General features: G+C 67.2%; 21 protein-coding genes. 11 read left to right on the forward strand and 10 right to left on the reverse strand.

Annotated features, from left to right (window positions below):
* Nucleotides 1-138: 138 nt before the first annotated feature.
* On the forward strand, nt 139-1,005 hold the full coding sequence (locus ASE78_RS12235) for a hypothetical protein (protein ID WP_156351495.1): 867 nt from the start codon (nt 139-141) through the stop codon (nt 1,003-1,005).
* Here ASE78_RS12235 and ASE78_RS12240 read toward each other — a convergent pair.
* Together ASE78_RS12240 and ASE78_RS12245 are read right to left on the reverse strand one after the other, a co-directional pair.
* Nucleotides 993-1,751, reverse strand: coding sequence for an SDR family oxidoreductase (locus tag ASE78_RS12240; protein ID WP_056497599.1), 759 nt, complete (start codon nt 1,749-1,751; stop codon nt 993-995). The genes ASE78_RS12235 and ASE78_RS12240 overlap by 13 nt on opposite strands.
* The gene (locus tag ASE78_RS12245) at nt 1,748-2,119 is read right to left on the reverse strand and encodes a dihydroneopterin aldolase (RefSeq protein ID WP_055760597.1); all 372 of its coding nucleotides are present in this window, start codon (nt 2,117-2,119) and stop codon (nt 1,748-1,750) included. Before ASE78_RS12245 ends, ASE78_RS12240 begins: the two co-directional genes overlap by 4 nt.
* A 114-nt stretch (nt 2,120-2,233) precedes the next feature.
* Here ASE78_RS12245 and ASE78_RS12250 point away from each other — a divergent pair, with 114 nt between their 5' ends.
* From ASE78_RS12250 to ASE78_RS12265, 4 genes are all read left to right on the forward strand, one after another.
* Entirely contained in the window at nt 2,234-2,731 is a 498-nt protein-coding gene (locus ASE78_RS12250; RefSeq protein WP_056497603.1) for a GNAT family N-acetyltransferase, read from the forward strand.
* A gap of 65 nt (nt 2,732-2,796) precedes the next feature.
* Nucleotides 2,797-3,360 carry a DUF1285 domain-containing protein gene (locus ASE78_RS12255; protein WP_056497607.1) on the forward strand — a complete coding sequence of 188 codons (564 nt, stop codon included), beginning with the start codon at nt 2,797-2,799 and terminating at the stop codon, nt 3,358-3,360.
* Nucleotides 3,357-3,947 carry a CoA pyrophosphatase gene (locus ASE78_RS12260; RefSeq protein WP_056497611.1) on the forward strand — a complete coding sequence of 197 codons (591 nt, stop codon included), beginning with the start codon at nt 3,357-3,359 and terminating at the stop codon, nt 3,945-3,947. The genes ASE78_RS12255 and ASE78_RS12260 overlap by 4 nt, the downstream gene beginning before the upstream one ends.
* Nucleotides 3,938-5,137, forward strand: coding sequence for a CCA tRNA nucleotidyltransferase (locus ASE78_RS12265; RefSeq protein WP_056497614.1), 1,200 nt, complete (start codon nt 3,938-3,940; stop codon nt 5,135-5,137). The genes ASE78_RS12260 and ASE78_RS12265 overlap by 10 nt, the downstream gene beginning before the upstream one ends.
* On the opposite strand, the gene ASE78_RS12270 is transcribed toward ASE78_RS12265, so the two are convergent.
* Genes ASE78_RS12270 through ASE78_RS12280 form a run of 3 tightly spaced genes read right to left on the reverse strand, consistent with a single transcriptional unit; the run spans nt 5,107 to nt 9,798 of the window.
* Complete coding sequence (locus tag ASE78_RS12270; protein WP_082448278.1) at nt 5,107-6,846, reverse strand: putative bifunctional diguanylate cyclase/phosphodiesterase; 1,740 nt, start codon at nt 6,844-6,846, stop codon at nt 5,107-5,109. The genes ASE78_RS12265 and ASE78_RS12270 overlap by 31 nt on opposite strands.
* A 57-nt stretch (nt 6,847-6,903) precedes the next feature.
* Complete coding sequence (gene parC / locus ASE78_RS12275) at nt 6,904-9,156, reverse strand: DNA topoisomerase IV subunit A (RefSeq protein ID WP_056497617.1); 2,253 nt, start codon at nt 9,154-9,156, stop codon at nt 6,904-6,906.
* Between the two features lie 60 nt (nt 9,157-9,216).
* Entirely contained in the window at nt 9,217-9,798 is a 582-nt protein-coding gene (locus ASE78_RS12280; RefSeq protein WP_056497621.1) for a TetR/AcrR family transcriptional regulator, read from the reverse strand.
* A gap of 177 nt (nt 9,799-9,975) precedes the next feature.
* Between ASE78_RS12280 and ASE78_RS12285 the strand changes: the two genes are divergently transcribed.
* The 3 genes from ASE78_RS12285 (at nt 9,976) to purC (ending at nt 12,609) form a co-directional block, all read left to right on the forward strand.
* On the forward strand, nt 9,976-10,839 hold the full coding sequence (locus tag ASE78_RS12285; RefSeq protein WP_235515042.1) for an alpha/beta hydrolase: 864 nt from the start codon (nt 9,976-9,978) through the stop codon (nt 10,837-10,839).
* A gap of 71 nt (nt 10,840-10,910) precedes the next feature.
* Nucleotides 10,911-11,744 (forward strand): hypothetical protein, encoded by an 834-nt coding sequence (locus ASE78_RS12290; RefSeq protein ID WP_056497626.1) that lies wholly within the window; start codon nt 10,911-10,913, stop codon nt 11,742-11,744.
* Nucleotides 11,745-11,829: 85 nt separating this feature from the next.
* Complete coding sequence (gene purC, locus ASE78_RS12295; protein WP_055760193.1) at nt 11,830-12,609, forward strand: phosphoribosylaminoimidazolesuccinocarboxamide synthase; 780 nt, start codon at nt 11,830-11,832, stop codon at nt 12,607-12,609.
* A 51-nt stretch (nt 12,610-12,660) separates the two neighbouring features.
* Here the strand turns inward: purC and ASE78_RS12300 are convergent, their stop codons facing one another.
* From ASE78_RS12300 to ASE78_RS12315, 4 genes are read right to left on the reverse strand one after another with little or no spacing between them, the layout of a single operon-like run.
* Nucleotides 12,661-14,463 carry an acyl-CoA dehydrogenase C-terminal domain-containing protein gene (locus tag ASE78_RS12300; protein WP_056497628.1) on the reverse strand — a complete coding sequence of 601 codons (1,803 nt, stop codon included), beginning with the start codon at nt 14,461-14,463 and terminating at the stop codon, nt 12,661-12,663.
* 4 nt (nt 14,464-14,467) lie between these two features.
* Entirely contained in the window at nt 14,468-14,902 is a 435-nt protein-coding gene (locus ASE78_RS12305) for a MerR family transcriptional regulator (RefSeq protein ID WP_056497632.1), read from the reverse strand.
* Between the two features lie 31 nt (nt 14,903-14,933).
* Nucleotides 14,934-15,401, reverse strand: a complete 468-nt coding sequence (locus tag ASE78_RS12310) for an EF-hand domain-containing protein (RefSeq protein WP_056497634.1) — start codon at nt 15,399-15,401, stop codon at nt 14,934-14,936.
* Between the two features lie 52 nt (nt 15,402-15,453).
* A complete protein-coding gene (locus ASE78_RS12315; RefSeq protein ID WP_235515044.1) occupies nt 15,454-16,089 on the reverse strand; it encodes a squalene/phytoene synthase family protein in 636 nt (211 codons plus the stop codon).
* Nucleotides 16,090-16,194: 105 nt separating this feature from the next.
* Between ASE78_RS12315 and ASE78_RS12320 the strand changes: the two genes are divergently transcribed.
* The 3 genes from ASE78_RS12320 to ASE78_RS12330 are packed head-to-tail and all read left to right on the forward strand — an operon-like array spanning nt 16,195 to nt 19,489.
* Nucleotides 16,195-18,165 carry a TadE/TadG family type IV pilus assembly protein gene (locus tag ASE78_RS12320; protein WP_056497638.1) on the forward strand — a complete coding sequence of 657 codons (1,971 nt, stop codon included), beginning with the start codon at nt 16,195-16,197 and terminating at the stop codon, nt 18,163-18,165.
* Nucleotides 18,162-18,752 (forward strand): TadE/TadG family type IV pilus assembly protein, encoded by a 591-nt coding sequence (locus tag ASE78_RS12325; RefSeq protein WP_055760173.1) that lies wholly within the window; start codon nt 18,162-18,164, stop codon nt 18,750-18,752. The genes ASE78_RS12320 and ASE78_RS12325 overlap by 4 nt, the downstream gene beginning before the upstream one ends.
* Before the next feature lie 38 nt (nt 18,753-18,790).
* On the forward strand, nt 18,791-19,489 hold the full coding sequence (locus ASE78_RS12330) for a TadE/TadG family type IV pilus assembly protein (protein ID WP_055760590.1): 699 nt from the start codon (nt 18,791-18,793) through the stop codon (nt 19,487-19,489).
* A gap of 58 nt (nt 19,490-19,547) precedes the next feature.
* Here the strand turns inward: ASE78_RS12330 and ASE78_RS12335 are convergent, their stop codons facing one another.
* Nucleotides 19,548-20,987, reverse strand: a complete 1,440-nt coding sequence (locus ASE78_RS12335; RefSeq protein WP_055760171.1) for a pyruvate dehydrogenase complex E1 component subunit beta — start codon at nt 20,985-20,987, stop codon at nt 19,548-19,550.
* Nucleotide 20,988: the final 1 nt, after the last annotated feature.

Genomic DNA, 20,988 nt, shown 5'->3' on the forward strand with positions numbered 1-20,988 from the left:
ACACGGCATTCCGGACCGCGATTGTCTATCGCGGCCTTTTCGACGACGCAAACGCTTTGTCGGACGAAACATTCGTACAATCGCGCGATGACGAAAATAAGTCTGTAACCATGGGAATCCGGGGCCTATGACCGAAGCATGAAGCAAATTTCGGTCGCGCTGGTCGGCGCATCGCTCCTTTGCGCGGCTTGCACGTCGCTGCAGGCCCGTCAGACCATCGCCGTCGATGATACCGCTAACGCCGATTCGCCGGGTCCGGCCTATGCCCGGCTGGCCCGGCTGGCGCTGCAGTCGCCGGTGGTGGTGGATGCGGTGATTCGCTCCGCCGCACGTATTCCGCCGGCGGAGGCGACCGGGCTTGCGCCGGGGCATGTCCGCTATTTCGTGACCGCCGATGTCGGCGCGCTGATCCGCGCGGGCGGCGCGCTGCCGGCACGGATCGGCTATCTGGTCGATGTGCCGTTCGATCCGCGCGGGCGCGCGCCGAACCTGAAGCGCCAGCGGATCATCGCCTTCGCCCGCCCCGTTGCCGGTGCCGCCGATCAGATCCAGCTCGTGACGCCCGATGCGCAGTTCACCTGGGACCCGGCACTCGATGCCCGCGTACGCGGCGTGGTGCGCGAGGTCGTCGATCCCGCTGCACCGCCGACGATCACCGCCGTCGGCAATGCCTTCCACGTTCCCGGCACGCTGCCCGGCGAAGGCGAGACGCAGATCTTCCTCCAGACGACGACCGGCGATCCGGTGTCGCTGCTGGTGTTGCGCCGGCCGGGCGAGGAACGCCGCTGGGCGCTGGCCCTGGGCGACATCATCGACGAGGCGGGCGGACCGCCGCGTCGCGACACGCTGGCATGGTATCGCCTCGCCTGCACGCTGCCGGCGACGCTGCCCGACGCGAGCGTCCAATCGGGGGGGGCCGACGCGGTGATCGCGCGCGAGGATTACCGCTTCGTCCGCGACGCGCTCGGCACCTGCGACGACGGGCGGGGCGATCAGCCGGGCTGACGCGCCAGATGCACGAAGTCGCGTTCGAACTGGACCATCCCCGCCCCGCCGTCGACAAAGAGTAGCTGCCCGGTGCTCGACCGGGCGGTGGCGAGGAACAGCACCGCATCGGCGACATCGTCGGTCGTCGGCAGCCGGCCGAGCGGCATCAGCCCGCGCAACCGGTCGAGCTGGTCGGCGTCATAGTCCCCGGTCGCCAGCGTCAGCCCCGGTGCGACACCGTTGACCCGTACCGCCGGGGCGAGCGCGGCGGCGAGCGTCCGCGTCGCTTCGGCCAGCGCCTGTTTCGACAGGGTATAAGCAAGCTGGTCGCGGTGGGGATGGGCGATACGCTGGTCGAGGATGTTGACCACCGCCGATCCCCCCTGCCCGGCCAGCGCGGTGGCCAGCACGAACGGTGCGGCGGCGTTGACCGCGAAATGGGCGACGAGCGACTCCGCCCCCGGCGTGGCATCGTCGCTTGCCCGGAAACACGACGCATTGTTGACCAGCAGGTCGACCCGCCGCGAGAATCGCGCCGCGACCGCCGCGACCAGTCCCGCCGCCGCCGCGCCATCGGCGAGATCGGCGGCGAACCATTCGCATCGCGCGCCGGCCTTTTCGATCGCCTCCACCAGCGCCGCATCCGGTTCGCCCGGTCGCGTGGCATGGAGCGCGACGTCATGGCCCCCCTCGGCCAGCCGCTGCGCGATCGCCGCGCCCAACCGGCGGAAACTGCCGGTGACGAGCGCGAGCGGCCGGATCAACGCCGGTGCCGGACCATGGTGATGCCGATTCGCTCGCCCGCCTCGGCGATCGCCAGCTTGACGATCTTGATCGTCACCCGCTGCACGCGGGGATCGGACAGGAACAGCGTGTCGACGATATGATCCGCCACGCCTTCGATCAGCGTGAAATGCACGCCCTGCGGCAGCGCGGTCGACGCGGCATGCTTGAGGTCGAGATAGCTTTTCGACGCCGACAGCGGCGTATCGGGCGCGAAATGCTCGGGACAGTCGAGATCGACCGTCATCGAGATGCGCAACGGCTGCGGCAGATGCGTCTCCTCCGAATAGACGCCGGTCAGGACGTTCACTTCGAAATCATGGACTTCCAATTGTAGCGAATCGCGCAAGCCGCACCTGTCATCATCCCGGAACATTGGCCCCCTAGCAGAGCGATCCGCTTGCGTCGCGCCGGATCGGCGGTACAGGCGCGATCCGTATCTGCCGCTGACTGGACCTGCCGTTTGCCCGACCTCGTTCCCCTGTCGACCATCGCCCCCGATCGGGTCGAGACGCTGCTCGATGCCGCCTTCGGCCCCGATCGTCGTCAGCGTACCGCCTATCGCGTGCGCGCGGGATTGCAGCCGATCGGGGCGATGAGCCTCGCGCTGGTCGAGGACGGCAACCTCATCGGCAGCATCCAGTGTTGGCCGGTACAGATCGACGGCGACGATGGCACCGCCGTGCCGATGGTGATGGTCGGCCCGGTCGCGGTCACGCCCGACCGGCAGGGACAGGGGATCGGCCGCGCGCTGATGGCGCGCGCGATCGCCGTGGCCGGTGCCGATGCGCCGCTGATGCTGATCGGCGATCCCGCCTATTATGGTCGCTTCGGCTTCACCGCCGCGCGCACGGGCGGATGGCGCCTGCCCGGTCCCTACGAACAGCACCGGCTGCTCGCGATGGGCGCGGTGCCGGCCATCGCGGGGATGATCGCGCCGCGCATGGCGTTGTCCGTCTGACCCGACGGGTACGAAACGGCAACAAGCTCTTGTCGCGACGCGCCTTGCCACGGTAACGGAGACCCATGCCGATGCAGCCGCCCGCCGATTTCGCCAGTCTCTCCCTCGCCGAAGTCGCGCGGCTTGCCGCCGACGCGAAGCTGCCGCCGGTCGACCGCTGGAACCCGACGCATTGCGGCGACAGCGAAATGCGGATCGCCGCCGACGGAAGCTGGCATCATCAGGGCAGCCCGATCACCCGCGCCGAAATGGTCCGGCTGTTCGCCACCATCCTGCGGCGCGAAAGCGACGGCAGCCACGTGCTGGTCACGCCGGTCGAGAAACTGTCGATCGCGGTCGAGGATGCGGCGTTCATCGCCATCGAGGCGAAATTCTCGGGCGAGGGCGAGGGACAGCGCATCGCCTTCCGGCTCAACACCGACGAACCGGTCGTCGCCGATGCGGCGCACGCGATCCGTATCGAAGGAAGCACCGATGCTCCCCGCCCCTATCTTCACGTCCGCGGTGGACTCGACGCGCTGATCGCCCGACCGGTGTTCTACGAACTGGTCGAGCGACTGGTTGTCGGGCCGGACGGCGCACGCGGGCTGTGGAGCGAAGGGACGTTCTTTCCGTTCGAGGCGGCGTGACGCTGGCGGAGCGGTTGTCGGCGGCGCTCGGGCAACCGCGCGGCGAGTTGCTGACCGGCGATCTGAACGGCGATGCGACCATGCCGGCGGAGGGCTGGCGCGCGGCGGCGGTGCTGATCGCCATTACCGACCGGCCCGAACCGGGCGTGTTGCTGACCGAACGGACCGAATCACTTCGCACCCACGCCGGGCAGATCGCCTTTCCCGGCGGCGCGATCGATCCCGGCGACGCCGATGCGCCCGCCGCCGCGCTGCGCGAGGCGTGGGAGGAAATTGCCCTGCCCCCGGCCGCCACGAGCGTGGTCGCGACGCTCGATCCCTATCATACCGTCACCGGCTTTGCGGTGACGCCGGTGCTGGTGGTCGTCCCGCCCGACCTGCCGCTCGTCCCCGCACCGGGCGAGGTCGCGGCGATCTTCGAGGTGCCACTGGCGTTTCTGCTCGATCCGGCGCATCTGGCGACCGGCAGCCGCTGGCACGACGGGCGCGAGCGGCACTATTACGAACTGGTCTTCGGGCACAGGCGCATCTGGGGTGCGACCGCCGCGATGATCGTGAACCTGAGCCGGCGACTGACATGGCATTGACTCTTCCCGCCGCCGACTGGCGCACCCGCCCCGGGCTCGACCGGCTCGGTCTTGCGCTGGGTGCCGATGACGGCGGCGCACGCTATGTCGGCGGGGCGGTGCGCGACACGCTGCTGGGGCTGCCCGTCTCCGACATCGACGTGGCGACGATCCATGCGCCGGACGAGGTCGTCCGCCGGTTGCAGGCGGCGGGCATCAAGGCGATCCCGACCGGCATCGCGCACGGCACGATCACCGCCGTCACTGACGGCACCGTCGTCGAGGTCACGACGCTGCGCCGCGACGTCACCACCGATGGCCGTCATGCCGAGGTCGCCTTCACCGACGACTGGCGCGCCGATGCCGCGCGGCGCGACTTCACCATCAACGCGCTCTACGCCGATATGTCGGGCGGGGCGATCCACGATTATTTCGGCGGCACCGACGATCTTGCCGCCGGGCGGGTACGTTTCATCGGCGATCCGTTGCAGCGCATCGCCGAGGATCATCTGCGCATCCTGCGCTTCTTCCGCTTCCTCGCCCGCTTCGGCGATACGCCCGATGCCGACGGGCTGGCCGCCTGCACCGCCCGTGCCAACGACCTGATGGCCTTGTCGCGCGAACGCATCGCCGACGAGGTGCGCAAGCTGCTCGTCGCGCGGGATGCGGTCGGGGTCGTGCGGTTGATGGTCGATCGCGGCATCTTCCGCCCCGTCCTGCCCGAGATCGACAGCGCTGCCGCCGATCGCCTCGCCGGACTGACCGGGGCCGAACTAGCCGCCGGTGTCGCGCCCGATGCGATCCGCCGCCTCGCCGCGCTGCTCACGTCGGCGCAGGCCGAAGGTGTCACCGCACGGCTCAAACTGTCCAAAGCCCAGCGCAAGCGAGTCGCCCTCGCGCTGGGACGGGACGAGGCGATGGCCCCCGAGGAGCTGGGCTATCGTATCGGCGTGGAAGGCGCGGTCGACCGGCTGCTGCTCGGCCGCGATGTGGCGGCGGCGACGCGGCTGTCGCGCTGGGAGCGGCCGGTGTTCCCGCTGACCGGCGGTGCGCTGGTCGAACGCGGGCTGGCGCGCGGTCCCGATGTCGCGCGCGCGTTGCGGATGGTCGAGGATCGCTGGATCGCCGAAGGTTTCCCCGATGCGGCGCGGGCGGCAGCCATCGCCGATGCGGTCGCCGATCAGTGGTTGCGCGCGGTCAGCAATCCATAGGCGGCATCGGCGTCGACCGGCCGCGAATAATAATAGCCCTGCCCGAACGCGCAGCCGAGCGCGACCAGCGTCTGCTCCAGCTCGCGCGTCTCGATCCCCTCGGCGGTGGTCCGCATACCCAGCGCCTGCGACAGACTGAGGATCGCGCGGACGATCGCCACCTTGTCGCGATCGGCCAGCATGCCGGTGATGAAGCTGCGATCGATCTTCAACTTGTCGATCGGCAGTTTCTGGAGATAGGCGAGGTTGGAATAGCCGGTGCCGAAATCGTCCATGGCGATGCTGGCCCCCAAATCCTTCAGCGCCAGCATCGTGCGCAACGTCCGGTCGGGATCGACGATGAACGCGCTTTCGGTGAGTTCGATGACGAACCGGTCGCCGCCCAGCCGATGGCGCGACAGTACGCCCGCGACCACCGTTTCGATCTGGTCGCGCTGCAACTGCACCGCCGACAGGTTCACCGCCATGTGAACCCCGCAATTTCCCCCCGCCTGCCGGTCCCAGTCGGCCAGCGTCCGCGCCGCCTCCTCCATCGCCCAGCGGCCGAGCGAGACGATCAGCCCCGCTTCCTCGGCGACCGGAATGAAATCGACCGGTGAGATCGACCGGCCATCGGGCGTGGTCCATCGCGCCAGCGCCTCGAAACTGCTGATCCGCCCGGTCGACAGGTCGCAGATCGGCTGGAAATTCAGGTGGAGCAGATTCTGTTCGACCGCATGGCGCAGCTCGGTTTCGATCGAAAACTGGTTTCGGACGATGTCGAACAGGTGCGGACGATAGATTTCGGTCTGCCCGGTCTTCTTCGCCCGCTTCACCGCGAATTGGGCGTGGCGGATCAGATCCTCGGTTTCGTCGATCGCATCCTCGCCGAGTGCGATGCCGATCGAACAATCGATGCGGATGTTGAAGTCGGACAGGCGGAACGGCTGGACCAGCGCCTGATGGATGCGCCGCGCGACCTGCTGCGCATCGTCGGGTCCGTCGCTGAGCGTCAGCAGCACCGCGAATTCGTCGCCGCCGGTCCGCGCCAGGATGTCGCGCCCGCGCAGCGCCCCTTTCAACCGGCGCGCGACCGAGATCAGCAATTCGTCGCCCGACAGCGATCCCATGCAGGCATTGACCCGGCTGAACCGGTCGAGGTTGATCGCCAGCACCGCATAGTTCGACCGGTTGCTGTCGGTGATCTGCTCGTCGATCCGGTCGCCGAACCCGGCGCGGTTGAGCAGCCCGGTCAGCGAATCGGTGTTCATCTCGCGGCGCAGGCTGATCTCGGTGCGCTGTTCGGGCGTCTGGTCGACCAGCGTGATGAGGCAGCGCGGAAAACTGCGCGCCATCGCCCGCCGCGCCATCACCACGTCGAAACAGCGGCAATCGATCGCGTCACCCAGCCGCAGCGTGAACGAGTGGCGCGTATCGTCGGACAGGAGAAAGGCCTCGACCCGCTCGCCGATCACCGCGATCAACGGCGACGTCACCGCATCGCTGCCGAAGCCCGCCGCGCGGAACGGCTGGTTCACCGCCTCGAACGTCAGAGCACCATGTTCGATCGTCAGGACCGCGGTCGGCACCGGGAACAGGTCGAGGATCGCTTCGGACGCCTGCCCCGCCGTCGGCGCGGGCGGCGACGCCAACGCCTCGCCCGACGCCTCGTTCGCGGGAAGCGGAACAGCCGCCTTCAGTGCGGGAAAGATCGACCGGCGGAACCCCATCTCCGATGGTGTAGGGCAGCGGTAGTTAAGACCTTCTGAAAACCAGCGGATGGTTTTTTAAAAGCGATTGTCGCGCGGAAAGCCGACCGGCGGCATCCGCCCCGCCGCGCCGCGCGCCGCGCGCCACGGCGACAGGTCGGCCTCGGTCCGGGTCCGCCCGGTCTCGCCGCCCATCGCCCAGTGCAGCCCGTCGGCGAAGCGCAGCGTGCGCGCATCCGACAGTCCACCCTCGCGGAACCGTTGCAACTGCACCCCCTGCCCCCGCGCCATCTCGGCCAGTTCGGTGATCGGGAACAGCACCAGCTTGCGATTGTCGCCGATCGCCGCGACATAGTCGTGCACCGGGTCGATCGGCCGGATCAGCTTCATCCGCGCGCCGGCCTTGGGCGTCATCACCTGCTTGCCCTTGCGGGTTTCGGCCAGCACATCGGCCACCCGCACCGCGAAACCACGCCCGTCGCTCGCCGCCAGCAGCAGCCGGTCGGACGCGGCGGCCTTCAACAGCGCGACGATCTGCGCATCGCCGTCGAGGTCAATCATCGCCCGCACCGGCTCGCCGAAGCCGCGTCCGCCGGGCAGCCGGTCGGCGCCGATCGTGAAGAATCGCCCGCCATCGGTGGCGAGCAGCAATTTGTCGGTCGTATGCGCGTGGAACGCGAAGGCCGGGCCGTCGCCTTCCTTGAACTTGGCGGTATCGGCCGACGCCAGCTCGACATGGCCCTTGAGCGCCCGCACCCAGCCGCGTTTCGACAGGATGACGGTCAGCGGCTCGCGCTCGATCATCGCCTCGGCCGGAATCTCGCGTGCCGGCGCGGCTTCCTCGATCATCGTCCGTCGCGCGCCCAGCGGCGTATCGAGGCCATAGCGGTCGCGCAGCTTGCCCAGATCGCGCTTCATCCGCGTCCGCTGCCGCGCCTCGCTCGACAGCAGCAGCGTCAGCTCGGCCTGTTCCTTCTCCAGCTTGGCGCGCTCGCCGCGGATTTCCATCTCCTCCAACTTGCGCAAGCTGCGCAGCCGCATGTTGAGGATCGCCTCGGCCTGCCGGTCGGTGAGCGAAAACTCGGCGATCAGCACCGGTTTGGGCTCGTCCTCGCCGCGAATGATCGCGATCACCCGGTCGAGGTTGAGATAGGCGGCGAGATAGCCGTCGAGCAGTTCGATCCGGTCGGCGATCTTCGCCAGCCGGTGTTCGCTGCGCCGGCGCAGCACGACGAACTGATGGTCGAGCCACGCCTTCAGTGCCTCGCGCAGCGACATGACGCGCGGGGTGCGGTCCTTGTCGAGCACGTTGAGATTGAGCGGCACCCGCGATTCGAGGTCGGTGAGGCGGAACAGCCCGTCCATCAGCACGCCCGCGTCCACCGTCCGGCTGCGCGGTTCGAGGACGATGCGGATTTCAGCGTCCGATTCGTCGCGCACGTCGCTCAGGATCGGCAGCTTCTTGTCGTTGATGAGCGCGGCGATCTGTTCGATCAGCTTGCCCTTCTGCACGCCATAGGGAATCTGGCTGACGACGATCTGCCACCCGCCGCCCTTCTCGCGCTCGATCGTGTAGCGCGCGCGCACGCGAAAGCCGCCGCGCCCGGTCGCATAGGCGTCGCGGATCGACGCCGGGCTGTCGACCACCTGTCCACCGGTCGGGAAGTCCGGTCCCTGCACCTGCGCCAGCACCGCCGCATCGTCCGCCTCCGGCTGATCGACCAGGATGATCGCTGCGTGGAGCAGTTCGGCGGCGTTGTGCGGCGGCACGCTCGTCGCCATGCCGACCGCGATGCCGCTGGCGCCATTGGCGAGCAGGTTGGGGAACATGCCGGGGAACAGCTCGGGCTCCTGCTCCTCGCCGTTATAGGTCGCGCGAAAGTCGGTCGCATCCTCGTCGAGCCCGGCCATCAGGTCGATCGCGACCTGGGTCAGCCGTGCCTCGGTATAGCGATATGCGGCGGCATTATCGCCGTCGATGTTGCCGAAATTGCCCTGCCCGTCGACCAGCGGATAGCGCAGCGCGAAGTCCTGCGCCAACCGCACCATCGCGTCATAGACCGACTGGTCGCCATGCGGGTGATATTTGCCGATCACGTCGCCGACGACGCGCGCGCATTTCTTGTACCCCGACGCCGGATCGAGCTTGAGCAGCCGCATCGCCCACAGCAGCCGGCGATGGACCGGCTTCAACCCGTCGCGCACATCGGGCAGCGATCGCGCGGTGATCGTCGAGAGCGCATAGACAAGGTAGCGTTCGGACAGCGCGCTGTCGAACGGCGCATCGAACACGCCGATCGGCGTCGCAGGGTCGGTCAGGTCGGTAGCCATTGCCCCCGCCTTAGCAGGGGAGCGCCCCCCATGCGAGGGGCGAAATGGAACAAACCGGGATCAGGCGGCGCAGGACCGCGCGTTCACCTGTTCGTGCGGCATCTCGCCATCGCTCAGCGCCACGACGTCGTTGACGATGCCCCGCCACTCGTCGGACCCGATCTCGATCAGCCCGAACAGCCGCATCAGGAACGCGCCTTCCATCGCCAGGAACGCCAGCCGCAACTGGCGCCCCTCGGCGGTCGAAATGTCGAGCGCGTCGAGCCGCTCGCGATACCATTTGCGCGTCGCGACCATGTGCTGCGGCGAATTGAGCAGCGAGACGAGCAGGCTCGGCGCGCCGCGCCGCGAGCGATCGTCATAATTGGCCGCGTAGGCGATATGGGCGCGGGTCAGCGCATGGTCGCTTGTTGGATCGTCGCACGATGCCGCCATCCGCTGCGCATATTCGTCCTGCCACCGCTCGAACATCGCCGTAATCAGCGCTTCCTTGCTGCGGAAGCTGTACTGCACGCCGCCGTTGGTGATGCCCATCTGTTCGGCCACCGCCGCGATCGTCAGCCCGGAGGGTCCCTTTGCCAGCGTCACCGCCTCCGCCGCGTCGAGAATACCGTCGCGTTCGATCGTACGAATTCGTCCCACGTCTCTGGCCCCTAACGTCCTGCAATCATTCCGGGCGTCCCCCGCCACGGCGTCGCCCTTAACCTAGAATATGTTCAATTCGCAAAATTATTATACGAAAATACGTTCCGACTGATTGAGAACGTTTCCAATAGTGCAACAATACTATCAATACCGATACTGACCCGGAGCATAGCCTTGGCCGATACCCTTTCGCCGCCACCGCCCGCGTCGCCGATGACATGGCCCGACCTGACGCAGCGGCCGCGATCCGAGCCCGATCATCATTTCGCCTATGGTCCCGATTCGCTTCAGTGCGTCGACCTCTGGCTTCCGGCGGGCAGCCCGGACGGACGATGGCCGGTGGTCGTGATGGTCCATGGCGGCTGCTGGCAGAGTTCGATCGCCGACCGGCGGCTGATGGACTGGGCGGCGGCGGACCTGCGGGATGCGGGGATCGCGGTGTGGAACATCGACTATCGCGGCGTCGACCGCGCGGGCGGCGGTTATCCCGGTACGTTCCACGACGTCGCGGCGGCGGCCGACCATCTTCGCGACCATGCCGCGACCCATGCGCTCGACACGTCGCGAATCGTGGCGATCGGCCATTCCGCCGGCGGGCATCTCGCGCTGTGGCTGGCGGCACGACCGCGCCTGCCACGCGGCAGCGCGCTCGCCTCGGCCGATCCGCTGCCGATCGCCCATGTCGTCTCGGTCGGCGGTCTGCCCGATCTGGCGGCGGTCGAACGCGATCCGGCCAATGGCTGCGGTACGGAGGTCATCGCCCGGCTGGTCGGCGACCGGCCGGACCGTTTCGCCGACACCTCGATCCCGCCGCTGCTGCCGATCGGCGTGCCGCATACGCTGGTGAACGGCCGCGTCGACCGGATCGTGCCCGGTTACATGGCCGACAACCATGTCACCGCCGCGCGGGCTGCCGGCGACCGGGTCGGGCTGCACTGGGTCGCGGATGCCGGCCATGTCGAACTGATCGCGCCGGGCACTGCCGCATGGGGCGCAGTCAGGGCGGCGACGTTGCGGGCGTTGGCGCTACCGGACTGATTACGGCCAAGACTTGACGGGCATGCCCCAATAATGACACATTCTTGCCATAATCAAGGCAGGAGTGGTTCATGCGCGCTACCGTTTCGATCCTCGCCCTCATTCTCGTCGCCGGATGCAGTCAGGCCCCCCGCGACGACGGCACCACGACCGCCGACGATGCGACCACCGCCGACAGCGCTCCCGGCGTCGACGTCACCGCCGCGCCCGGTGTGGCCTTTCAATATCATTATGGCTTTCGCCTGCCGGCCCAGCGGATCGCGGCGGTGCAGGAAGCGCATGCCGCCGCCTGCGAGCGGCTGGGCATCAACCGCTGCCGGATCACCGCGATGCGCTACAGCCGCGATGCCGACAGCGACGTCGATGCGCGGCTCGGCTTCCTGCTGGCGCCGGACCTGGCGCGCGCCTTCGGCCGCGACGGTATCCGCGCGGTCGAGGCGGCCGAGGGCATGGTCCTCGATGCGCAGATCACCGGCGAGGATGCGGGTACGAAGATCGGGCAACTGACCCGCACCCGCGACGCCGCGACCGCCGACACCCGCACGATCGACGCGCGCAGTATCGGCACCGGCCGGGAAGCGCGCGCCGAACTCGAACGCCAGCGCGCCACCGCGATCGACGCCGCGCGCATCGCGCAGACCGCCATCGCCGAACAGCGCGCGTCGCTCGCGGCGACGCCGGTGGTGTTCGACTATCGCGCCGGACAGGCGATCCGCAGCTTCGATCCCACCTCGCCGCTGACCCATGCCGCCGACCTTGCCGTCACCTCGGCGCGCTGGACGCTCGGCACAGTGCTGGCGGCGCTCGGCGTCGGCCTGCCGCCGCTGGCGGTGGCGCTGCTCGGCCTATGGCTATGGGCGCGCGGCCGACGGCTGTGGGACAGGCGTGTGGCACGCGGCGCCTGATTGCACCGGCGTGACCCTTGGGCTATGCGGCGGGCTTCTATCGCAGGGGTCCGCCGCCCCGCACCATCACGTCGAAGGAAAACGCATGGCCCGCCGTCGCCAGATCTACGAAGGCAAGGCAAAGATCCTCTACGAGGGTCCCGAGCCAGGCACGCTCATCCAGTATTTCAAGGATGACGCTACCGCCTTCAACGCCCAGAAGAAGGGCACGATCAACGGCAAGGGTGTGCTCAACAACCGGATTTCCGAGCATGTGTTCACACTGCTCGGCAACATCGGCGTGCCGACGCACTTCATCCGCCGCCTGAACATGCGCGAACAGCTCATCCGTCAGGTCGAAATCGTGCCGATCGAGGTCGTCGTCCGCAACGTCGCCGCCGGATCGATCAGCAAGCGCCTCGGCATCGAGGAGGGGCAGCAGTTGCCCCGCACGATTATCGAATATTATTACAAGGACGATGCGCTCGGCGATCCGATGGTGTCGGACGAACATATCCTGTGTTTCGGCTGGGCGGCGCAGGACGAACTGCACGAGATGGCCGACATGGCGATCCGGGTGAATGATTTCCTGTCCGGCCTGTTCGCGGGAATCGGCATCCGGCTGGTCGACTTCAAACTCGAATTCGGCCGCATCTGGGACAATGATTTCAGCCGCATCATCCTGGCGGACGAGATCAGCCCCGACGGGTGCCGCCTCTGGGACATGGTCACCAACGAAAAGCTCGACAAGGACCGCTTCCGCCGCGACCTCGGCGGTGAGGTCGAGGCGTATCAGGAAGTCGCCCGTCGGCTGGGTCTGTTGCCCGAGGGCGCGGACTCGGCGGTCCTCGACCTCGAGACGCATCGCAAGAAGCGCGAGAAGTAATCGATTTCGTCATCCCGGCGAAGGCCGGGATGACGGTTTTGAGCGGGGGGACTACCCCCGCGCGAACAGCACCGGGTCAAGCGCCATCACCGCCTCGCTGCCCCCCTCGATCTTGCGGCGCAGCGCGCCGGTGTCGGGCAGGATGCGCTCGGCATAGAAGCGCGCCGTCACCCGCTTGGCCGCGATGAACGCCGCGTCGCCCTCGCCCGATGCGGCCAGCGCCTCGGCGGCGGTCAGCATCCGCAGCCACATCAGCCCTGTCGCGACGATGCCCATGACGTGCATGTACGAATGCGCGCCCGCGCCGACGTTGTTCGGGTTCTGCATGCCGTTGGCGACGAACCACATCGTTGCCGCCTGAAGATCGTTCAGTGCCTTGCCCAGCCGTTCGGCGAAGTCGCGCGTCGCGTCGCTCTCCTTCGCGGTCGCGATCTCTTCGGTGACGATGCGGAAGAAATGCTGGACCGCGCGCCCGCCGTTCTTGGCCAGCTTGCGCCCGACCAAGTCCATCGCCTGCACACCGTTGGTGCCTTCGTAGATCATCGCGATCCGCGCATCGCGGACATATTGCTCCATGCCCCATTCGGCGATGTAGCCGTGTCCACCATAAACCTGCTGCGCGTTGGTCGCGACGTCATAGCCCTTGTCGGTGCCATAGCCCTTGATGACCGGGGTGAGCAGCCCGACCAGATCGTCTGCCAGTTCGCGGCTTGCCTCGTCGGCACCCATATGCGCGATGTCGACCTGGAGCGCGCCCCACAGGCACAGCGCGCGCAACCCCTCGGTCAGCGCCTTGCCCTCCATCAGCATGCGGCGCACGTCGGGATGGACGAACAGCGTGTCGGCCTTCTCGTCCGGTTCCTGCGGCCCGGTCAGCCCGCGCCCCTGCCGCCGGTCGCCGGCATAGACCACCGCGTTCTGATACGCCGTCTCGGCGACGCCCAGCCCCTGCAACCCCACGCCCAGCCGTGCGGCGTTCATCATGATGAACATCGCGGCCAGCCCCTTCATCTCCTCGCCAACCAACCAGCCGGTCGCCCCGTCGTAATTCATCACGCAGGTCGAATTGGCGTGGATGCCCATCTTGTGCTCGATCGACCCGCACGACACCGCGTTGCGCGCGCCGGGCGTCCCGTCGTCGTTCACGATGAACTTGGGCACCACGAACAGCGAGATGCCCTTCACATTGTCCGGCGCATCCGGCGTCTTGGCGAGCACCAGATGGATGATGTTGTCGGTCAGGTCGTGCTCGCCCGACGAGATGAAGATCTTGGTGCCGGTGATCGCCCACGACCCGTCGTCGTTCGGCACCGCGCGCGTCTTGATGAGGCCGAGGTCGGTGCCGCACTGCGGCTCGGTCAGGTTCATGGTGCCGCCCCATTCGCCCGACACCATCTTGGGCACGTACATCGCCTGTTGTTCGGGGCTGCCCTTGGCCAGCAGCGCGGCGGTCGCGCCCTGCGTCAGCCCGGGATACATCGCGAACGCCATGTTGGCCGAGATCAGATATTCCTCGAACGCGGTGGCGACGACATGCGGCATCCCCTGCCCGCCGAACTGTTCGGGCGCGGCCAGCGTACCCCAGCCGCTTGTCACGAACTGGCGATAGGCTTCCCTGAACCCCTTGGGCGTCGTCACGCTGCCATCAGCGTGGCGGGTACAGCCTTCCAGATCGCCCGACTGGTTCAGCGGGAACAGCACCTCGGCGACGAAGCGTCCGCCCTCCTCCAGCACCTGTTCGATCACGTCGGGAGTCGCATTGGCGAAGCCCGGCAGATTGCCATGATCGCCGACGCGCAGCACATGATCGAGGATAAAGCGGGTATCGCGGACCGGCGGGGTATAGCTGGGCATGGGATCAATCCTTCTCCGTCCCGCGCGTCTGCGGCGCGGTTTGTTGGGGCAGCGCGTCGAGCATCGTCACGAAATCGGTCAGTTCGGCGATCGCGGCATCGATGTCGCGCCGCTGGTTTTCGAGCAGCGCGATCCGGTCACGGCACTTCTGCACCGTCACCTGCCGCTGCACCCGCCGCCCGTCACCGATGTCGTACAGGTCGATCATCTCGCGGATGTCGGCGAGGCTGAACCCGACCCGCTTGCCGCGCAAAATCCACGCAAGGCGTGCGCGGTCGCGCTGCGAATAGATGCGGGCAAGGCCACGCCGCTCGGGCGCGATCAGCCCTTCATCCTCGTAGAAGCGCAGCGCGCGCGGCGTCACGCCGAATTCGGCGCACAGGTCGGTGATCGAAAACTGGTCGGAGGGGGACTCCGGCGACACGGCAACGGCAACCATCGCGCGATGCTGCCTTACGTTTACGTGAACGTCAACCTTCGTCCGCCGGCTGGGTCGCGGGCGGACAATTGGTCCGCTTCGGCGCCTTGCGCTTCACCGCCGTCGTCGCGAACTCGGCGGCGTCGAGCGCGCCGTCGCGCCCCTTGTCGGCGGCCGCGAACTTGGTCGTCGTCTTGGCCGCCCATTCGTCGAAGCTCAGCCGCCCGTCGCCGTTGGTGTCGAGCTTCGCATAGGCCTTGCGCCGCGACACCAGATATTCGTCGCGGGTAATCCGCCCGTCGCGATCCTTGTCGTAGCGGCCGAAGCGCTTCTGCTCGCGGGTACGGGGCAAGGCGGTAGGCGCATCGGCCTGCATCTCGGGGACCGCCGGCGCATCGGCCAGCGCCACCATTTTGGGCGGCGGCGGCAATGCCTCGCTCGCCGCATCGCTGCGGAACAGGAACAGCCCCGCCAGCATCAGCGCCAGCGCCGCCCCGACCCCCGCCAAGAATCGCCCCATCTGCCGCTCCCCTTCGCCACGATCCTACGCGGAGCAGGCGACGGCGCAAGAGTCACCGCCCGGTCAGGCCGAACCACGCCAGCCGCGCCGCCCGCTTCGGCCCGCCATGCGGCACCCCCACCCGGTCGAGCCGCGCCGACAGCGCCAGCAGCCCCAGCGCCCGTGGCACGCCGGCCAGCGATTGCCCAAGCGATACGCCCGCCAGCGCCATCGCCCGCTCTGCAACCCCGGCATCGTCGGCATAGCGTGCCAGATCGACCAGCGCCCATCCCTCGCCCGGCGACGCCGCGCGTTCGGCGTCGCCGCCCAGCACCGCGGCCGCGATCGCGAACAACATCCCGCCCCGCGCTTCGGCAAATTCGCGGAGCGCCGCCTCGTCCAGCACCTCATGCTCGATCAGTACGTCCCAGCCGTCGACCACCGCCGCCAGCCGCGCACCGCTCACCCCCAGCGGCAGGACATGCGCCGCCAGCGCCTCCAGCACCGGCATCGCCGGCGGGGCCGCACTGTCGAGCCGTTTGAGCGAATCGCGCCACCACGCCAGCCGGATCTGCCCGATCGCCGGCTGGGTCGTGGTGCGCACCACATCGCCCAGCGCATCGTCGAGCGCCAGCAGCGCCGCCAGCGCAGGCCGGCGGGCGGCGGGGGCATAGGTCAGCGCCAGCGCGCGTTCGGGGTCGTTGCTCATACTTTCGTCCATCGCCGCCCTTAACGCCGCGTCAACCCCATTGGTGCAGAGCGCAAGGGGATAGGTGCCGCGAACCGGTCGCGGCATCGACGGTGGACGGGGCGAATGAACGATACGACGGCGCGAACGAAGGAGCCTCCCCGCGCCGCGCTGCTCACCCGGCTGTCGCGCGACCGGCGCGGCAACACCCTGGCGATGATGGCGATCTCGATGATCCCGCTTACCGCACTGGGCGGATCGGCGGTCGACACCGCGCGGATCTATGTCGTCAAGACGCGGCTGCAACAGGCCTGCGACGCGGGCGTCCTCGCCGGCCGCAAGTTCATGGTCGATTCGAGCAACAACACGCTCGACGCCAACGCCACGCTTCAGGCGCGCAACTTCTTCAACAACAATATCGCCCAAGGGTGGATGCGCGCATCCGACTATACCTTCGTACCTGTCAGGACCGCGCAGAACCGTGTCGCCGGCACCGCGACCGCGCGCGTGCCGATGACGGTGATGAAGATGTTCGGCGCCGCCGACGTGACGCTGACGACCACCTGCGAGGCGCGGCTCGACATCGCCGATACCGATGTGATGTTCGTGCTCGACACGACCGGGTCAATGGCCTGCCTGCCCGGCGACGACGACGATTCGTGCAGCAACTATGCCGGCACCGCGACCAAGATCACCTACAGCCGCCCCGCAACCAGCACCGCCAATGTCACGCCCGGCTATGTCGGCACGACGGGCTATTCGGTGGCGGAACGGTCGGGATCGCGCATCGCCGCGCTGCGCACCGCCGTGGTCGATTTCTTCGATACCATGGCCGCCGCGAAACAGCCGACGACGCGTGTCCGCTATGCGTTCGTTCCCTATACCTCGACGGTCAACGTCGGCGCATCGGTCCGCGCGATGGGAACCAGCTATATCGTCGGCGGCAATGGAGCGGGCGATACTGCCGACTACCAGTCACGCACGATCACCGGCGAATATGAAGCGTCACGCACGGTCACGACCACCGTCAATCGCGCGCAGTCCGCCTGTGGTACGAACTTCAACTCCGTTCGGGATCCGGCCAACGAGCGAACCTTCAAATCGGACGGCACCGCCACCCGTACCGGGCAGGAATGGAACAATTCGACCAAACGATGCCAGAACTTCAATCGCAATCTGGCCCCGGTGTGGACCTACAATCGCTATCCCGTCGATGTCAGCGGCTATGTCAGCAACGCTGCGGTCACGACGCCGAACCGCTTCCCGCTGTCCACCTCGGCCTGGCTCGGCTGTATCGAGGAACCCGACAGCAGCAACAGTGGATCGAAGAGCTACAGCACGACCAATCCGCCGCCCAACCTCGACCCCAACCTGATCCCCAGTGGTGCCTTGCGCTGGCAACCGATGTGGCCGGAAGTCGAATATCAACGGAGATATGCCTATTGGTATTATTACTATGGCTGGCAGGTCGCCTATTATCCCACGTCTGACCAGATCACGACCAACGGCGAAGACACCAATCTGGGGCCGTGGATGGGATCGGTCGGTATGCAGAACTCGGGTAACGTCTCGTGCGGGAAGCCCGTTCAGCGCCTTTCGGAACTGAACCGCGACCAAGTCCGCTCCTACGTCAACGCCGCCGATTTCGCGCCGCTCGGCGGCACCTATCACGACACCGGCATGCTGTGGGCGATGCGACTGCTGTCGCGCACCGGCGTGTTCGCCAGCGACAACGCCGTGCAGAGCGGGCGCGGCGCACCCAAGCGCGTTATCGTGTTCCTGACCGATGGCGCGATGTCGCCCAACGACACCCTCTATGGCCTGTACGGCATGGAGGCTTGGGACCGGCGCATCGCCAACGGGGATACCGGTGATCTCAAGGCGTATCACAACGCCCGCTTCCTCGCGCTGTGCCAGCAGGCGGCGGCGGCCAATATCGATGTGTGGACCGTGGCGCTCGGCACCGATTCCACCGACGAGCTGACCCAGTGCGCCAGCACGCCCGACCAGGCGCTGGCGACCGAGTCCGGCAGCGGCCTGTCGGATACCTTTCGCAAGATCGCCAAGGCGGTCGCGATGCTGCGGATCTCGAAATGATCCGGCGCGCGCGCTTCCTCTTCGCCGACCGGCGCGGTGCCACGATCATCGAATTTGCACTGATTATTCCCGTGCTGGTGGCGCTCATCATGGGTCTGGGCGATCTGATGTTCCAGACCTACGTCCAGGGGATTCTCGACGGGGAGATGCAGAAGGCTGGACGCGATTCGGCGCTGGAGGACAATGCCTCGGGCAATAGCGCGATCGACCAGAGGGTGCAGACGGCGATCCAACTGATCGCCAAGGACGCCAAATTCTATCCGAAGCGCGATTATTTCGCGTCCTACGCGCTTATCAAGCCCGAGCCGATCTATGACAAGAACGGCAACGGTACGCTCGATTCCAAGGAATGTTTCGACGACGTCAACGGCAATGGCGTGCGCGACACCGATCCGTCGCGCACCGGTCAGGGCGGCGCGGACGACATCGCCCGCTATACGATGCGCGTCGTCTATACCCGGCCGTTCCCGGTAGCGAGGCTGCTCGGCTTCTCGCAGACGATGGAAGTCAGCGCGACCACGCTGCTCAAGAACCAGCCATACAAGAACCAGACGACGTTCACGATCCCTAAGGTCTGCCTGCCATGACGCTCGCCGTTTCGCTTTCGCGCTGGCACGAACGGGGTATGCGGCTGCGACGCGATTCGCGTGGTGTCGCGCTGCTCGAGTTCGCCTTCGGGCTGCCGTTGGTCCTCGGCATCGGCCTCTATGCCACCGAAACCGCCAATCTGGCGATCGCCAACCTGCGCGTCAGCCAGATCGCGCTGAACCTCGCCGACAACGCCTCGCGCGTCGGATCGCTCAACAACGACAATACCAAGCAGTTGCGCGAGATCGACATCAACGACGTGCTGATCGCCGCCGCCGAACAGGGCAAGCGGCTGGAACTCACCCAGCGCGGGCGGATCACCATCTCCAGTCTGGAACAGGCGGTGGCCGGGGTGCAATATCTCCACTGGCAACGCTGCCTGGGGATGAAGGGCGGTGCCGGCTATGATTCGACCTACGACCGCACCCTCGGTACGATGGATCGTGACGACGGCACCGGCACCAACTGGTGGAACGGGGGGGTGAACCAGCCGACCGGCATGGGTGAGACGGGGTCGAAGGTGAACTCGCCGGTCGGATCGGGCGTGATGGTCATTGAAATCGTCTATGACTATAAACCCGTCGTCGTCGCCGCATGGCTGCCGGGCGGGGCCAAGGCAGCGCGGATCCGCTACACCGCGTCCTATGTCGTGCGCGACCGGCGCGACTTCTCGCAGATCTACAATCCATCGCCCCCCGCGCGGCAATATTTCTGCGACCTCTATTCCGCGACATGAAAAAGGCCCCCCGGTCGTCGTGACCGGGGAGCCTTTCGGATCGGCGGGATCGACCGCCTTAGCGGTACGTCACCTTCTTCACCGCCGCGACCACCTTGTCGCTGGTGATGAGCGCCAGCTTCTCGAGGTTGGCGGCATAGGGCAGCGGCACGTCCTCGTTGGCCACGCGCAGCACCGGCGCGTCGAGGTCGTCGAAACCCTCTTCCATCACGACGGCGGCGATTTCCGCCGCGATCGAACAGGTCGGCCAGCCTTCCTCGACCACGACGATGCGATTGGTCTTCTTGAGCGACTTCAGCACCGTCTTGGTATCGAGCGGACGCAGCGTGCGCAGGTCGATGACCTCCGCGTCGATGCCCTCGCCCGCCAGCTTTTCGGCGGCTTCGAGCGCAAGGCCGACGCCGATCGAATAGCTGACGATCGTCACGTCCTTGCCGGGCTTCATGATCCGCGCCTTGCCGATCGGCAGCACGAAATCGTCGAGCTTGGGCACGTCGAACGACCGGCCGTACATCAGCTCGTTCTCGAGGAACACGACCGGATCGGTCGAGCGGATCGCGGCCTTGAGCAGCCCCTTCGCATCGGCGGCGTCATAGGGCGCGATCACGATCAGCCCGGGGACCGATGCGTACCACGGCGCATAGTTCTGGCTGTGCTGCGCACCGACGCGGCTGGCCGCGCCGTTGGGACCACGGAACACGATCGGGCAACGCATCTGCCCGCCCGACATGTAGTTGGTCTTGGCCGCCGAATTGATGATGTGATCGATCGCCTGCATGGCGAAGTTAAAGGTCATGAACTCGATGACCGGACGCAGACCACCCATCGCCGCGCCGGTGCCGATGCCGGCAAAGCCGTATTCGGTGATCGGCGTGTCGATGACGCGGCGCGGGCCGAATTCGGCGAGCAGCCCCTGCGTGACCTTGTACGCGCCCTGATATTCGGCGACTTCCTCGCCCATCACGAACACGCGGTCGTCGGCCCGCATTTCCTCGGCCATCGCGTCGCGCAGCGCGTCGCGGACCGTGGTCTTGACCATCTCGGTCCCTTCCGGGATCTCGGGCGCGGTTTCGCCTTCCTGATCGGCGGCGTCGAACAACTGGCGCGCGCCAGTTTCGGCGTGCTGCTCCGTCGTACCTTCGGGCGCGGGCGGAGCCTTGTCGTCGTTCTTCGTCTCGGCCTTGGGTTCGGCGGCGACCGCCTCGCCCGAGCGCGCCTCGCCACCGCCCGACGACTTCGCCGCGTCGACGTCCTCGCCCTCGGCGGCGAGGATCGCGATGACCGCGCCGACCTTCACGTTATCGGTGCCTTCGGCGATCAGGATCTGCGCGATCGTGCCTTCGTCGACCGCCTCGAATTCCATCGTCGCCTTGTCGGTCTCGATCTCGGCCATGATGTCGCCGGACTTGACGGTATCGCCTTCCTTGACCAGCCACTTGGCCAGCGTGCCCTCTTCCATCGTCGGCGACAATGCTGGCATCTTCAGTTCGATCGGCATC

This window comes from Sphingomonas sp. Leaf25 (genome assembly GCF_001421635.1).
GTDB lineage: Bacteria > Pseudomonadota > Alphaproteobacteria > Sphingomonadales > Sphingomonadaceae > Sphingomonas.